Source organism: Aliiruegeria lutimaris (assembly GCF_900099935.1).
Lineage (GTDB): Bacteria > Pseudomonadota > Alphaproteobacteria > Rhodobacterales > Rhodobacteraceae > Tropicimonas > Tropicimonas lutimaris.
Genome location: NZ_FNEK01000102.1, coordinates 1 through 13,048, shown reverse-complemented (window position 1 = coordinate 13,048; position 13,048 = coordinate 1). Strand labels below are relative to the sequence as shown.

At 59.8% G+C, this 13,048-nt stretch carries 11 protein-coding genes and 1 pseudogene; 5 read left to right on the top strand and 7 right to left on the bottom strand.

Going from position 1 to position 13,048, the window contains the following annotated elements; translation table 11 throughout:
• The first annotated feature begins 66 nt into the window (after positions 1-66).
• A complete protein-coding gene (locus tag BLR85_RS25750) occupies positions 67-1,506 on the top strand; it encodes an IS1182 family transposase (RefSeq protein ID WP_093148562.1) in 1,440 nt (479 codons plus the stop codon).
• Between the two features lie 344 nt (positions 1,507-1,850).
• On the opposite strand, the gene BLR85_RS25745 is transcribed toward BLR85_RS25750, so the two are convergent.
• The 3 genes from BLR85_RS25745 to BLR85_RS25735 are packed head-to-tail and all read right to left on the bottom strand — an operon-like array spanning position 1,851 to position 3,302.
• A complete protein-coding gene (locus tag BLR85_RS25745; RefSeq protein WP_139188555.1) occupies positions 1,851-2,129 on the bottom strand; it encodes a hypothetical protein in 279 nt (92 codons plus the stop codon).
• 49 nt (positions 2,130-2,178) lie between these two features.
• Positions 2,179-2,613 carry a hypothetical protein gene (locus BLR85_RS25740; RefSeq protein WP_093164222.1) on the bottom strand — a complete coding sequence of 145 codons (435 nt, stop codon included), beginning with the start codon at positions 2,611-2,613 and terminating at the stop codon, positions 2,179-2,181.
• Positions 2,613-3,302 (bottom strand): hypothetical protein, encoded by a 690-nt coding sequence (locus BLR85_RS25735; protein ID WP_139188554.1) that lies wholly within the window; start codon positions 3,300-3,302, stop codon positions 2,613-2,615. The genes BLR85_RS25740 and BLR85_RS25735 overlap by 1 nt, the downstream gene beginning before the upstream one ends.
• Positions 3,303-3,508: 206 nt before the next feature.
• Here BLR85_RS25735 and BLR85_RS25730 point away from each other — a divergent pair, with 206 nt between their 5' ends.
• Positions 3,509-5,083 carry a caspase family protein gene (locus tag BLR85_RS25730; RefSeq protein WP_170844772.1) on the top strand — a complete coding sequence of 525 codons (1,575 nt, stop codon included), beginning with the start codon at positions 3,509-3,511 and terminating at the stop codon, positions 5,081-5,083.
• A 64-nt stretch (positions 5,084-5,147) separates the two neighbouring features.
• Here BLR85_RS25730 and BLR85_RS25725 read toward each other — a convergent pair whose 3' ends face one another.
• Complete coding sequence (locus tag BLR85_RS25725; RefSeq protein ID WP_170844771.1) at positions 5,148-5,630, bottom strand: CAP domain-containing protein; 483 nt, start codon at positions 5,628-5,630, stop codon at positions 5,148-5,150.
• A gap of 174 nt (positions 5,631-5,804) precedes the next feature.
• On the opposite strand from BLR85_RS25725, the gene BLR85_RS25720 reads away from it, so the two are divergent.
• Positions 5,805-6,464 (top strand): hypothetical protein, encoded by a 660-nt coding sequence (locus tag BLR85_RS25720; protein WP_093164214.1) that lies wholly within the window; start codon positions 5,805-5,807, stop codon positions 6,462-6,464.
• A 360-nt stretch (positions 6,465-6,824) separates the two neighbouring features.
• Positions 6,825-8,360 carry a winged helix-turn-helix domain-containing tetratricopeptide repeat protein gene (locus BLR85_RS25715; RefSeq protein ID WP_093164212.1) on the top strand — a complete coding sequence of 512 codons (1,536 nt, stop codon included), beginning with the start codon at positions 6,825-6,827 and terminating at the stop codon, positions 8,358-8,360.
• A gap of 123 nt (positions 8,361-8,483) precedes the next feature.
• Here the strand turns inward: BLR85_RS25715 and BLR85_RS25710 are convergent, their stop codons facing one another.
• Positions 8,484-10,001: a winged helix-turn-helix domain-containing tetratricopeptide repeat protein gene (locus BLR85_RS25710; RefSeq protein WP_170844770.1), complete on the bottom strand. Its 1,518-nt coding sequence runs from the start codon at positions 9,999-10,001 to the stop codon at positions 8,484-8,486.
• A 167-nt stretch (positions 10,002-10,168) separates the two neighbouring features.
• Between BLR85_RS25710 and BLR85_RS25705 the strand changes: the two genes are divergently transcribed.
• Positions 10,169-10,348 carry a hypothetical protein gene (locus BLR85_RS25705; protein WP_093164207.1) on the top strand — a complete coding sequence of 60 codons (180 nt, stop codon included), beginning with the start codon at positions 10,169-10,171 and terminating at the stop codon, positions 10,346-10,348.
• Between the two features lie 961 nt (positions 10,349-11,309).
• Here the strand turns inward: BLR85_RS25705 and BLR85_RS25700 are convergent.
• Both BLR85_RS25700 and BLR85_RS29375 read right to left on the bottom strand, forming a co-directional pair.
• Positions 11,310-12,308: a CobW family GTP-binding protein gene (locus tag BLR85_RS25700; protein ID WP_093164204.1), complete on the bottom strand. Its 999-nt coding sequence runs from the start codon at positions 12,306-12,308 to the stop codon at positions 11,310-11,312.
• A 17-nt stretch (positions 12,309-12,325) separates the two neighbouring features.
• A pseudogene (locus tag BLR85_RS29375) lies at positions 12,326-13,048 on the bottom strand (hypothetical protein); the annotation flags it as partial.

Here is a 13,048-nt window from a genome sequence, read left to right as displayed (position 1 = left end):
ATTGGGCCGAGGCTGTGTGAAAACCCGAACCTTGGGTATACTCGTCTTCAACAATCGGAGGCGGGCATGTCGGGCTATATTGAGGGCGTTGACCGCGAGCAGGTGACGTTTTTCCCGGAGCGGTTGGAGGACTGGATCGGAGACGACCATCCGGTTCGAGTGATTGATGCATTTGTCGACGCGTTGGATCTGGTGGAAGCTGGTTTTGTACGGATGGTACCGGCGCAGACGGGCCGTCCTGGCTATCATCCTTCGGTTCTGCTGAAGCTCTTCGTCTATGGCTACATGAACCGGGTTGCGTCGAGCCGGCGTCTTGAACGGGAAGCAGGGCGCAACGTGGAAGTGATGTGGCTGACCGGCAGGCTGGTGCCGGATCACAAGACGATTGCGGACTTCCGGAAAGGCAACGGTCCAGCTATTCGCAAGACTTGCGCCAAGTTTGTGGAGCTATGCCGGCGGATCGGCGTTTTGTCGGCCGGAACTGTCGCCATTGATGGCAGCAAGATGAAGGCGGTCAACCACCGGGACCGGAACTTCACGGCAGGAAAGGTGAAGCTTCGGATCAGCCATCTCGAGCAGAGCGCGTCGCGGTATCTGGAGGAGATGAAACGGACCGACCGGAAGGAGCAATCCGAGTCGACGCTTCGCAAGATCGATCGCCTGAAGGAGAAGCTGGCCCGGGTCCGCCAGGAGGTACAGCGGCTGAACGGGATCGCCAGGCGGCTCAAGGAGACACCGGACGGTCAGATCTCGCTGACCGATCCAGATGCTCGGTCGATGGCGACCTACGGCAAGGGTACCGGGGTCGTGGGCTACAACGTCCAGACCGCGGTCGACACCGAGACCCATATCATCGTTGCTCACGAAGTGACCAATGTCGTCCACGACCGAACCCAGCTCACCCCAATGGCGAAGGTTACCAAGACGGCCCTGAAAGCCGATGAACTCCATGTCATCGCCGACCGTGGCTACTTCAGCAGCGCCGAGTTTCTCGCATGCCATGAAGAAGGGATCACCCCGACTGTGCCGCGTCCCGAGACTTCCGGCAACCGCAAGAAGGGCATGTTCGTGAAGCTGGACTTCACCTACGACACTGCGACCGACACCTACATCTGCCCGGCAGGCAAGGCGCTGACTTATCGCTACAGCCGTGAGGAAAACGGGCTCTCGTATCGCCGCTATTGGCAGAACGACTGCCAGTATTGCCTGCTGAAAGAGCGCTGCACGACGGGCAAGGAGCGCCGGATCACCCGGTGGGAACATGAGCATCTGATCGAGGCGATGTTTGCCCGAATGGACGAGACACCGGACCTGATGAGAAAGCGGCGATGCACCGTCGAGCATCCCTTCGGCACGATCAAGGCCTGGATGGGTGCCACCCACTTCCAGACGCGAAGGCTCAGGAACGTCCGCACTGAAATGGCGCTCCACGTTCTCGCCTACAACATAAAGCGCGTGATCAACATGATCGGCGTGGGCCAGCTATTGAAGGCGATGGCGACCTGAGGGGCCATAGGTTCCCATCTCGCAGGAAAACCCGCACACAATGCCCACCGGGAGCCGTCAGAGGTCGCTCCAAAAGGTCAGAGCCGCCAAATCGGCATCATTGGCCAAAATTCCTACCTCACGCCCAAGAACCAACAACAAGACCTGAGTTTCCACACAGCCTCGGCCGTTCGCGATCGTTAAACATACGCCATCCTTGCTTAGCATCTCGGTGCGATCAACAGCAGGAAAGCGTAGGCTGCCGCCTCAACTACAAGTCTTGGCAAGGTTCGAACACGACTTGACCTTCGCATCTCCCCGCTCAGTCCACCGTCCTTGCCCCAGCCCAGATCGCACGCGTCCTTCTATATCAGCAGTGAATGAAACAACGCTGATGAGCATGACATGACCAAGAGCCCCACCGCCGCCTTCCTGACCACCGCCATCGAGCACTCGGGCCTGACGTAACGTGAGATCGCGCAGCGCGCGGGATTTCCCAAGCCGAATGTGCTTTCGATGATGAAGACCGGCGAGACCAAGGTGCCGATCGAACGCATCCCGGCGCTCGCCGAAGCCTGCGATGCAGAACCGGTCGATTCTTTCTCTTCGTCATCTTGGATCGTGTGTATTGTCAGGCGATCCACCTTAACAACTGGTCCGAAATCCCGAGACCACCTCTGACCGTCGTCCAAGCTATCCTGCAAGCCGAGCCAGATCCTCGCTCAGCATGCGGGTTTCGGAAAGAAGCCGTTGCAGATCGGCCAGCCGAGCCGCGTCGGTCGTCCCTTTCGGTTTCGCGGTCAACACCTTGTTGATCCGGGCTTGGGTGGTGCTATCCAAACCCTGCGCTGCGTTTCGCTGCTTCAAGAGTTCGAAGCGCGCCTGGGTCAGGTTGCTTTCAGTCGCAGAGATCTGGGCGGCGAGAGAGCGCTTCTCCGCCGCTAGTTCGGCATTCCGGGCCTCCGCATTCGCGACGGCGACCTCGCGTTCCTCGATACGCACGTCATAGCTTCCGCTGGCGATCCCGCTCAGACCATTATAGAATCCACCGGCTGCGGGATCCTGGCTGTCCACGCAGCCTAAGAGGCCCGTTGTAAGCCCGGCCAAAAACAAATCATTCCAACGCATCAGATATTCTCCGCGAGATCTGACGCGATTGCGCGCATGGCCGCAATCTGGTTGGACAATTGCTGAAGTTCCGGATCGATCGCAGAACTGCCTCCGCTTATGGGAACAAGGCCCCGCGTCGACTCGAATTCCCGCTGGCGGTTCTCCGCCCCCGAAATGGCTTTCTGCATTTCTCCAAGATTTGCGTTCGCTTGCGCGACCTCCTTGGCGAGCGCCTGATCACCGGCGCCAGTTGCCGCCTGCGCCCGGAGTTCGGCAAGCTCCCGCTGCTGCTGGTCGACCACGTCACGCATCACACTGATCGTGGCCTGGATTTCCTGGGCGTTCTTGTCCAAATCCGACTTGACCCGTTCCAGGCGGTCTTCCTGATTGCTGTATTTCTTCTGGAGAAAACCAACATAGGCGCCGGCCGCTGCGCCAACCGCCGCACCGGCTATCGCGCTGTTTGCAAGCGTGGCCGCGTCAGTCCGGCGGCCATGATAGACGACGACAAAACCCGGACCGACGACCGCCCCGGTCGCCGCGGCCTCGAAAATCGTTCTCTGCAACGCCGAGGACATTACCCGAAGGTCCTTTTCGGCATCGCCGCTGCTCGCACGGGTTGGTCCATCGGCTGGCACCGTGCAACCTGCCAGCAAGGTGAAACAGATTGATATGAAGATAGGTCGAATACCGTATTTACGCGCCACGTCGTTACTCCTCGGCTTTTACCCGGATATCTGGAGCGCCCGGCCTGCCGGTGCATTGTAGATGATCGAGTGCGAAACGGTACCACAAGGGCATGAAACTACCCTTACGTCAATCGAGAGAGAAACACCCCACTAAAAGAACGTTGAGCTATGCGCGCCGCTATGCTGTCCTGAGACCATCAATGCGTAAACGCCGGGAGGTTACCGTGCCGCGAACCCCACCGATCCTTGGAGCTGCGATCCTGGCGCTGCTGTCCCTTTTTGCCTCGCAAGCCATGGCGACCGAAAGGGTCGCCCTGTTGATTGGCAACTCGGACTACGTTCGCGCTGACCTCCGGCTGAATAACCCGCGCAATGACGTGTTTGCACTTAGCGAAGCCTTGGCAGTCGAGGATTTCGAAGTTTTCGAAACGATCGACCAGGATCTCGCGGGAATGCGCCAGGCGCTCGCCAGGTTCGGCGACGAAGCCCGCGGCGCGGAAATGGCCGTGGTCTTTTACGCAGGTCACGGCGTTCAGATGGGCGGAGAGAACTACCTTGTCGGTGTCGATTTCGCGGGCGCAGATGCCGAAGACCTCAAGGCGCATTCGCTTGCCATGAGCGAAATACGCCAGCGCCTGGAGGCGAGCCGCGTCGGAGCCGGGTTGATCATCCTCGATGCCTGCCGGAACACGCCCTTCGCAGATTCCGGCCTGGCCCGGCCCGGACTCGTACGGAGCAGGGGAGGCGCAGGTTTGATGATTGTCTATTCCACCGATCCAGGCAATTTCGCCCTTGATGGATCGGGAGAGAACAGCGTCTTCACGGAGGCGCTCCTGGACAATCTTGGAACGCCGGGGCTCGATGTGCGTCTGATGCTGGGGAGAGTGCGCCAGCAGGTCGTTTTGCAGACGGGCGGGCTTCAGGTTCCCTGGGTCGAGGAAGCACTGCTTGGCGAACATATCATTTCGACAAAACCTCCGCAGACCGTTCAGAGCGACGCCATTGCGGCTGACATCGGGCAATGGCGACTGGCATCCCGACGCGCGGATGCGAGAGCATACAGGCAATATCTGAGCAGCTATCCCGACGGCATGTTTGCCGATGTCGCTCGTGAACGGATCGAGATTTCGGTTAAGGATCCATCGGGTTCTGACGATAGCTCGCAGATGCTGCTCGCATCAGCAGACCACGACGCCGTAAATGCCGCGCTTTCTGCGCTCGGCTTAATGGCGCAGAACGGAAGTTCTCCCCGCTCGGCAACCGCCGATACAGCGGAGGCGTTCTCGACATATGCAGACCAGTTTCCGGATCCGGACGCGGCCAGTGTCGAACGCCTGTTTTCGGATGCCACGCGCACATCCATGTTCCTCGGCGCGATCACCGGACAGCGTATACGGACCGATATCGTGGCGCTTCGCAGCGTGGACCGTGCCCAGGCTTTGGCGCGAGTTGCACTTGCCGAACTCGAAACCCTGGCGGAGACGAACCCGGAAGCGAAAGACATTCTTCTGAAGGGCCGTGCGGACCTTGCCGCGATCGAGCAGGCCCGCGCAACGATACTCGATCGCCTTGACCAGAGCCGCAGCTACTACCAGGACCTTCTGTCACGAACGTCGCGTTTCATTGGTAGCGCGGAACTCGGACCTGGACTTGCTATGGCGAGAGGCGCAGGCGCGGCGGCGGAAGCCGATGCTCAAACCAAGCGGCTTGAGGCCCTGTTCATTCAACACGCATCCATGATTTCGGATGAGAATGACGGCAGCTATTTCTGGCTCGAGGATTTCGACAGCCAAGGCTGAGCAGGGGAACGAACCCGTCCCGTTCCGAATGCTGTCTAGGGATACCGAAAGTCGATAGTGGCGCTCAGCAGCCCGGCCGGGCGACGACTAGGACCCAGTAGTCGCCCGTTGCGTAGCCCACTCCGTACTCGGTGACCTCGCGCAGCAGTATGATCTGGCGATGCTTTGACGATTTCACCCAGCCGTCCACCACTTGTTCCGGCGTGCGCCAGCGATAGGAGATGTTCTCGGCCACCAGGCAGGCCCGGTAACCCGCGCGTTTGGTCCGGGCGCGGGGTAGCGTGCCATCCGGCGACTTGTGCGAGAAGTAGCCTCTCTTGGACATGTCCTTGGCATGTTTCATCGCGGCCTTCTCTAGCTTCCCCGAGGGCTTCAGCGCCGCGCGCCCCTTGCTCTTGCGGTAAGCATTGACCCGCGCGGCAATCTCCTTTGTGGCGGCCGCGCTCGAAAATTCCTGTTTTGTACTCAACCGGCCGACGACCTCCTCGGCCGGGCTGCCGGTGGCAAGGAAACATGCCGTCATAAGAATGAGTATCGCTCGAACCATTTTTGTGCCCTCGGTCTCGTTGTCCATTTCTGATAGGGACCCGTTTCGATAGCCATGCATAAAGGCTAGTGGCCCGCAGCGACAAGCCGAAGGAGACGTCCCCGGGTTTATCTACACCGCGTCACTTCGGCTCGCCACCATGTCATGGTGCCCGAGCTGTTCTGGGAAGATCCTATGGGGCATCCGAGATGCACGTTCGGAAGCTGGTTTGAGAGGAAAAGGCGTAACCCCGTCGTCCTTAAGCCGATGCGAAAGCACAGAGACAGGAGCAGGGACGCTGGTCACGATGCGCTGACGCCAAAGCATTTCCGGGACCTGGACGGAGAAGCTTTCCAGCCGCAGCCGGTGGATGGGACGTTCTATTTCGGACGCAAGGGAGACGTGGCCATGGTCAGGATCCAGGACAAGGTCACGGACAAGAGAACAGGAAATCACGCGCAGAAGCTGGAACAGCACAGGAAGCGCAGCCGGATCGAGGTCACGCTTGATCGGTTCGTCATGCGAGAGCTTGGTGTCGAGTTCGAAGTTGATATCCGGGCGCTTGGCTTCGATCATCTGGTGTCAGGCGTCTTTGCCACGACGATCCCGACTCTGTCTGCTGCCGGAGAGACACCTGATGCGGAGGAGCTTTGTGTGTTTGGGAAGGGAGGCGTTCTTGGTCTGGATCGTTACCAGAGAGCGAAACACATCCAGGATCAGATCGAGGCAGGGGCAGGGAGAGGAAGCAGGCGGCCATCGGCATTGGGGATCAAGGGGCATGGGGTTGCATGGGCCGAGTTTCGCAAGCGGAGCAGGAAGGCCCTGAAGAGACTGGAGACGCAATGGGGAAGGTAGGCGGTGAGGTGAGAAGACGAGGGGCGCGTGTGGAATTTCCCTGAAGGTCGGAGAGACGCAGAAACTCATCGATTCATAGAGTCATAAGGCGAAATCTCCCGGCTCCACCGCGGCACACATCATCGTCCTTAAATTCTTATCGCTCGTCTTCGGAGCGTCACCGATCTGAAACTCGCTCCACGAAGATCTGGGGATGAAAAAGTCAGCACTGACTTGTTCCGATCTCTCTCGGACGAGGTCCGCACCGGGTATCGGTCACAGTAAGCCTCGCAGAGATTTTGCGGCGGCGGCGTCGACCCCGTTCTTGGCGGTGTACTTCCTTTTTATTGAGGGAATGGCTGGAATTGGTCATCATGACCCATGGCTGATGACTCGAACGAAATTATTACCTTCGCCGGGTTCGAACTGAACGCGTCCCGAGGCGAACTGTGTCGCGATGGTGTCCTTGTCGAGTTGGAGCCGCAAGTAATGGACCTCATCGCCTGTTTCGCACGCAATCCGGGCGTGGTTCTGACGCGCGACCAACTAATCGATACCGTCTGGGGGGGGCGGGTGGTCTCGGATTCCGCGATTTCGAGCCGGATCAATGCCGCGCGGGCGGCGTTGGGCGATGACGGCGCAGCGCAGCGGATCATCCGGACGTTGCCGCGACGCGGCTTTCGTTTTGAGCCTACTGTAACAACGGCCGGCGCGGGCTCCGCGCTACTGGCAAAACCCTCGATCGCCGTGCTGCCGTTCGAAAACATGTCCGGGGATCCCGATCAACAGTATTTCTCCGACGGTATCACTGACGACATCATTACCGAGCTGTCGCGTTACGACGAACTTTTCGTGATCTCCCGCCAGTCCAGCTTCGCCTACCGCGATACCGGCACCTCGCCCGCTGCAATTGCTCGAGACCTCGGGGTGCGTTACATCGCCAATGGCAGCGTGCGTCGTGCCGGGCGGAGGATACGAGTAACGGCGCAACTCATTGACCCCAAGGAGGGGCGGCAACTCTGGGCGGAACGCTACGACCGCGATCTCGAGGACGTGTTCGAGGTGCAGGACGAGATCACCACAGTGATCGTCAATTGCCTCGCGGGGCAGATCACACGGCTCCATTACCAGAGCCTTCGGGGGCAGCGTCCAGAGGCCATCGATGCCTATGATCACGTACTGCGGGCGATGTCGCACGGCCTAAGGGTTTCGCCGGAGCACAACAGTATCGCCATATCCGAGGCGGAGCAGGCTATCGCCATCGACCCGCATCATGCCCGGGGACACGCCTTTCTCGGCTTCGCCTTTATCAACGCGGGAAACAACTTCTGGGTCAGCGACCCCGCGGAGAGCTTCCGCTTGGCCTTCGAGGCGAGCCGGACTGCGGTGGCGGCGGACGGTCGCGATCCCTGGGCCCAGGCGACGCTCGGGATTGCCGAGCTTTGGCATAATCGCGCCCACGATCGCTGTATCTCGCACATGCTGCGGGCGATGGAGCTGAACCCCAGCAATGCCCACATGAAGGGACTTTATTCATTCATCCTGCCGTTCTGCGGCCAGCCCGAACTCGCGCTGTCCGAGATGGACGCGGCGATGCGGATGCACCCGCACTTTCCGGACGTCTTCCAAGTTCTTCGCGGAAGGGCGCTGCTGTTCCTTGGTCGCTACGACGAGGCCCTGGAGAGCTTCCATAACATGTCGTCGCTGATGCCCGGCCATTCGAACGCGCTTGGCTATGCGGCGGTTGCCTATGGCGCCACCGGCCGCTGGCGCGAGGCCGAAGAAGCCGTCAAGGAACTGGTCTCCAGGCATCCGCATTACACCCTGGCGGCCCTCCGGCGGCATCTGCCGTTTGCCCGTCAGGACGATCGAAAGCTCGTTCTGGACATGCTGGAACGGGCCGGGTTGCCTGTTTAGCTCGCGGCGCAGCGGGGTTCTGGCCTCCGGCGTTCGTGCGCCCCATCAACCATTGCAGGAAAGGCCGGGGAAGGTACCTGGACGCTGCAACGCGGTCGAAATGCTGCTGGATTGCGTCGGCCGTCACTCGGCCAAGCCGGCGCGGGCGAGGTTCTCCAGGAAATGCGCCTGTTCGGACGGATTGGCGTATGGAATGATGTCTCGTGCATGCGCCAGCGTATATCTTTCGCTGGCCCGGACGATCTCCGCAACGGTCGCCTGCGCCTCCTCATTGCGGCCAAGCGCGGCGTAACAGGCGGCGGCATGGGCGAGCGCGTTGGCATGTTGCGGCTGGGAGGTGCGGACGCGCTCAAGGTGCACAATGGCCTCATCGTAGCGGTGCAAGTTGAAGAGTGCGCGTCCATAGAAAACATGGAACAGTTCGGGGTAGTACGGATTGAGGCGCATCGCCTCTTCGAGAGCCTCGACGGCCTCGGTCGAGTGGCCGGCATACGTCATCGAGAAGGCGAGCATACTGCGGAATTGCGCGCTGCCGGGGTTCGACGCGATCGCCTGCCGTTGTTCTGCAAGTCCGCGCGCGAAGGCTCTATCGCGCCACATGTAGACCCAGCCGAGGACCGCGTGCGCGAACGGCTCCCGCTCTGCCGCGGCCACGCTGGCGGTGGCGGCCTCGTGGGCAAGCTCGAGCGCCCTGCCGGTGTCGGCAGCCCATGCGTTCGAAGCCTCCGAGATGTGCGTCCAGGCCACAAGCGCATGGGCACGTGAAAAACTGCTGTCGCAATCCAGCGCCTTCTTGGCTTCCACGCGCGCGGCCAAGACCTCACCCTGACCCATCTGGTAGTTGAGCTCGACCGCTCGCAAGAAGTGGTCATATGCATTCACCGTGTCGGAGGACTTGCTGTATGAGCGCGCGTGATGCTGGCGAGTGATCTCGCCGACCAGCGTATTTACGATCACCGACGTGATCTCATCCTGAACCTCGAAGATATCCCGGATGTCGCGGTCATAACGGTCGGCCCAGAGTTCGTTGCCGGCGAGTGGGTCGATCAGGCGGGCAGTTACGCGAATGCGGTCTCCCGCGCGGCGCACGGACCCTTCGGCGATGTAGTCAACGCCCAGTTCTCTGGCAATCTCGGCAGTGGGCTTCTGGGTGTGGCGAAAGGCGAAGCTCGAATGACGCGCGATTACGAACAACTCGTCGTATCGCGACAGATCCGTGATGATATCGCCGGTTATTCCATCGGAAAAGTAGCTCTGCTCAGGGTCACCCGAGAGGTTCTCAAACGGCAATATGGCGACCGAAGGATTGACCGGCGCCGCCGAAACCAATTTCGGGGACGCGCCGACCGTCGGCTCGAAACGGTAACCACGGCGCGGAATAGTCTTGATGATTTTCTGCACGGTGCCGTCGTCGCCTAGCGCCATCCTGGCCGCGTTGATCCGGCTGGAGATTGCAGAGTCCGATACGATGCGTCCGTCCCAAACATGCTCGATCAATTCGTCTCGTGTGATGAGCCGGCCCGGATACCTGGCCAGGTGGGCAATGAGCTCGAAAACCTGTGGTTCGACCGCCACAGGGGCTCCGGTACGCGTGAGTTCGCCGCGATCCGGGTCAAGCTGGAAATCCAGGAAGCAGATCATCTTTCGCCGCTCCATGGATCGAGAAGATCATGCGCACATGGTCAACTCAAGAGAAATGGACGGTTTCTGGATAGCTTCCGAATGTTGTCTAAAAGCCTTTGACGGCGAAGTTTGGCACGCTTGTATTCATCGCGGCATCGCCGTGATGGAAACCAGAGGAGGACAAAATGACACGCAATTCCAGCTATATCTTCACCCATGCCACCGAGATTGCCGAGCGCCGCGGCCGCTATGCGCGGCTCCTCCAAGCACAAGAGGTCAAACGGACGGTGCTTGGGGTTGGTGCCGCGACCGCTCGGCTGTTTCAGGGTTTGCGTCAAATGTTCGGTCAGGCTGAGCGATCATGATCGGTCAATCCGGGCATCCGATCTGGGGTGCGGTAAAATTGCCGCTTACGCTTTGTTCCTGTTGGTATCTCAGGCACTGTCTAAGCGCGATAGATATTGAGCGGACCGCCTTCCAAACGCGCTGCGTTCGGAAGGCAACCGTTGGCCAAGAGTGACGACGTTGCCATGCCCACAGAGCGGACGGATTTGATTTCGTCCAAAGAACTGTCGCGAGTGGCCCGTTCGCGAAAGTGTAACTTTGCCGCGAAGCATCGCAAGCGCCCGGTCTCGGGACCCTTAGGGCAGCAGATCTACTGGTAAGACCATCTGAAGCGGTTTTTAAAGTGGTGCCCGGGGGCGGAATCGAACCACCGACACGAGGATTTTCAATCCATCGGGAAGAGGAGAGCAGGGGAGTGTTTTGGGATCGCAGCATGCGTGCACAGCATCCCGCCCGGATCGTATGTCGTAGCGTGATCGCCGTTGACTTGATTTCTAAAGTCTATGTAGTTACAACATAAAAAGCTCGGGTCAGGCGCATGCCCAATCTTGGCTTAGGTGCCGTTAGTAGAGTCGACAGCTTTGGACCTTGTGCGTCGTGACATCTTGACGTTGATCCTCTTTCTCGCGGGTCCAGAGCCTAGCAGGAAGTTCGTCTGCCTTGAAACCCGGAACAAGATCTTCGTCACATACCGATCGCGCCGGCCTTGTCGGTCTGCGCCAGCGCGGTGCCTAAGGCGCAGATATGCTGGTAGATTTGATCGAAAACATCCGAGAGTGCGATGAGAACGGGATACTCGGCATTTCCGCGGAGTTCCCCCTGATTTGAAAATCCAGTGCGCGTGTTCACTGCAACGCCTTGTGATACCAACACAATCGCATTTTGAAGATCGACCCGTTCAAGACGTAGCGCCGCCCGGCAACGATCTGTTGGAATTCAATATTGCCGGGCGGTTGAGCTGTCTGTCAGAAAAGCTACGGATCAAGCCGGCTCAAGAAAAACCGCCTCTAGCATTTCCTCGGAAACAGCCCCCGGCGCGCCTATTGCCACGAGACGGGTCTCGGGCGTGCGATCCCCCCAGGGCTCTTCGCGAGCAATGTCGATGCGTTTGCCGACAACCTGCACAACGATCCGGTGGTCCGGGTCTTCTTCGCTGAGGACAAACCCTTTTACCCGATAGACCTCTCCTGGCAGGCGCTTGATCGCTTCGCGCAATCCGGCCAGCGGAACCGGACGGTCCGACCGCAACATGGTGGTCGAGAAATGCGCCGCGTGGTCATGCCCATGCGTATGGTCATGTCCGTCGCAGCCACATCCTGGGCCGTGTTCGTGGCGATCGGGCACTTCAGCGTTGAGCTGTTCAGCCGCGAAGCGTCCGACCGACAGGAGAATCTCCAGCGGCACATCGGCATTGACGGCTTCGACCAGACGGTACCGCCGGAAGCGCGATTTCAGCCAGTCGTGGACCTTCTGAACAGACTCCTGCTCGACCAGGTCGACCTTGTTGAGAATGACCATGTCCGAGAAGGCGATCTGGCGCAGCTTCAACTCCATCTGTTCCGGGGCGGCAAAGACCTGCTCGGCATCGACAAGACACATGATGCTGTCGAGCCGGATCTTGTCGCGGAACCGTTGGTCCGTGAACGTCATAGCGATAGAGGACGGGTCTGACACGCCGCTGGCTTCCAGCAGGATGTATTCCGGTCGTTCCGGGCGGGCGAGCACCGTCTCGACTGTCTCGATCAGGTCATCCCGGATCGAGCAGCAGACGCAGCCATTCGCCAGGCTCATCACGTCGTCCTCGATGCCGACCACGAGGTCGGCGTCGACATTAATGGACCCGAAATCATTGACCAGCACCGCAACACGAAGGCCGTGGTTGCCGGTCAGTATCCGATTCAGCAGCGTGGTCTTACCGGCTCCAAGAAAGCCGGTAAGAATGGTGACGGGAACAGCCGAGGCCGAGCCGAATTCGATCATGCTGACACCTGTTCCAATTACTTGTCGCGCGGACCGAGTACGTCGGACACTTTGATCGTGAGATCTTTGGGCCACTCGCCATTCGGAGCGCGGAAGACATCCTCGGGGTAGTATTCCCGCGGATCGATTTCCATGTCGCGGTACTTCTGATCCTGCTGGTCGGCGCGGGTCAGGCGTGGGTTCGGCAGTGTGATCTCTTCGGGCAGTTCGAGCCGACCGGCCTCCACCTCGGCTTGCAACTCGCGGAAGGGCGGAACCGTTCCCGACTTGCCGGGGATCACTGCTTTGCGATACCAGATTGCCTCCTTGGTGACATTCACCACAGCCACGTCGATACCCCACTGGAACAGGCCGTCGTAATGTGCACGGATGCCTGCCAGCATCTCCGCATCGATATCCTCGTCCTGCGTGTAGTGCGTCACCATGCCGAGCCGGGGACGCGCGTCCGCGAAGAGTTTGCCAACGGCGTAGTGAGAGGTGTGGTGCGTATCGATCGTGTAGTTGAAGAGTTCTTGCGGGATACCGTACTTGTAGGTCATCAGTTGCCCGATATCCTGACCGGACATTTCGGTCACGAACACGTCGGCACCCTCTCCATATTTCCGGGACAACTCGTCAGGGCGCCCATCGCCGGTCCAGACGAAGCTGAGGCCGTTCCAGTCGAGGCGGTACCCAACGGCGCCGTCTTTTGCGTGGCTACGTGGCCAGGAGCGAACCACGACTCCATCCTCGTCGTAGAC

Excerpts from the sequence above, each read along its gene's own strand:
- BLR85_RS25750 (WP_093148562.1), top strand. The coding sequence starts at position 67 with ATGTCGGGCTATATTGAGGGCGTTGACCGCGAGCAGGTGACGTTTTTC.
- BLR85_RS25740 (WP_093164222.1), bottom strand. The coding sequence starts at position 2,613 with ATGCGTTGGAATGATTTGTTTTTGGCCGGGCTTACAACGGGCCTCTTA.
- BLR85_RS25725 (WP_170844771.1), bottom strand. The coding sequence starts at position 5,630 with ATGGTTCGAGCGATACTCATTCTTATGACGGCATGTTTCCTTGCCACC.
- BLR85_RS25720 (WP_093164214.1), top strand. The coding sequence starts at position 5,805 with ATGGGGCATCCGAGATGCACGTTCGGAAGCTGGTTTGAGAGGAAAAGG.
- BLR85_RS25715 (WP_093164212.1), top strand. The coding sequence starts at position 6,825 with ATGGCTGATGACTCGAACGAAATTATTACCTTCGCCGGGTTCGAACTG.
- BLR85_RS25710 (WP_170844770.1), bottom strand. The coding sequence starts at position 10,001 with ATGATCTGCTTCCTGGATTTCCAGCTTGACCCGGATCGCGGCGAACTC.
- BLR85_RS25705 (WP_093164207.1), top strand. The coding sequence starts at position 10,169 with ATGACACGCAATTCCAGCTATATCTTCACCCATGCCACCGAGATTGCC.
- BLR85_RS25700 (WP_093164204.1), bottom strand. The coding sequence starts at position 12,308 with ATGATCGAATTCGGCTCGGCCTCGGCTGTTCCCGTCACCATTCTTACC.